General features: G+C 47.7%; 1 protein-coding gene. It reads right to left on the reverse strand.

Going from position 1 to position 1434, the window contains the following annotated elements:
• Positions 1 to 54: 54 nt before the first annotated feature.
• A partial coding sequence (gene ltrA / locus JZI27_RS24850) for a group II intron reverse transcriptase/maturase (RefSeq protein WP_280209845.1) occupies positions 55 to 1434 on the reverse strand: 1380 nt, incomplete at its 5' end.

The following is a 1434-nucleotide window of genomic DNA, read 5'->3' on the forward strand; positions in this document are numbered from 1 at the left end:
AGCCGACCTCCCACACCACCGTACGTACCGTTCGGTATACGGCGGTTCCTAAGTTTACGCAGTGACTTGTCGATAATAATCTGAAAAGAATATGAAACCGAGTCCTTTGATCGTGTTGTTTCCGAGGGATTGGGCGAGGATGGGACTATTGGAGGTTCTCCAGTAGCTCTTTCTTGTGTTTGCGTATTCCCATGCCTTCTGGTCTTGGACTCCGAATAATTTCAGCATTTTAAACCTTGTCCTTATCCGTTTCCATTGCTTCCAGTAGATCATGCGAATTCGCCTTCGCATCCATTCATCCGTGGTTTGGAGCAGTTTCTTCATGTCGGCAATTTTGAAATAGTTCACCCAGCCCATGATATATCGTCTGAGCTTCACGGCTCTGTCTTCGTTTCCTACTCCGTTGCTTCTTGCGGTCAACTCCTTAACCTTGGTTTTCATCTTCACGATGGATTTCGGATGGATTCTGACTCTCGTCTGCCCCTTGAGGGAGTAAAATGAGAAACCAAGAAATTTGACCTTCCTCGCCTCATCCACGACCGTCTTCTCCCGATTTACTTTGAGGAAGAGTTTCTTCTCGATAAAGGGGAGGATGTTCCTCAGCGCTCGCTCAGCACTTTTTCTGCTCTTGCAGAAGATGAGCAGATCGTCCGCATAGCGGACGAACCTATGACCTCTGTTTTCCAGTTCTGTGTCCAATTCGTTCAGCATGATATTGCTAAGTATTGGACTCAGATTGCCCCCTTGCGGTACACCGACTTCCGTTTCTTCAAACTTATGCTTCACGATGACGCCAGCTTTTAGGTACTTGTGTATGAGTGAGATGACCCGCCCGTCCTTGATGGTTCTCGATAATACCTCGACGAGTTTACTTTGATTCACGGTGTCGAAGTATTTCTCCAAGTCCATATCCACCACGTATTTGTACCCTTCTTGTATGTTCGCCTGACTTCTTCTGATTGCATCATGTGCGCTTCGTTTGGGGCGGAAGCCGAAACTATTCTCGGAGAACTCTTTCTCATAGATCGGCGTAAGCACTTGCGCTATGGCTTGTTGGATGACTCGATCAACAACCGTCGGGATTCCCAGGTTTCTTTTCTTTCCATTCTCTTTGGGGATTTCTACCCTCCGAACGGGGTTCGGACGGTATTTCCCGTCCAGGATTGATTGCCTGAGTGTCTCCCCATTCTCTTTGAGATGTTGTAGAAGTTCATCCACTCCCATCCCATCAATTCCGTGGGAGCCTTTGTTCGCTTTGACTCTCTTGAACGCTTCGTTCAGATTGTTCCTGCTCACAATTTTCTCGAGCAATCCATCCTTCGGCAAGTCTGTGTTGGTGTTATCCGTTTCAGTTATCCTCGCAGGAATGTGCGCTCCCGCATATCCTTCGTGTTCCGCACTATCTTTCTGCGTGAAGCCTTCCGTTGGAAGTTG

The sequence above is a fragment of the Brevibacillus sp. AY1 genome (genome assembly GCF_029870785.1).
Classification (GTDB): Bacteria; Bacillota; Bacilli; order Brevibacillales; family Brevibacillaceae; genus Brevibacillus; species Brevibacillus invocatus.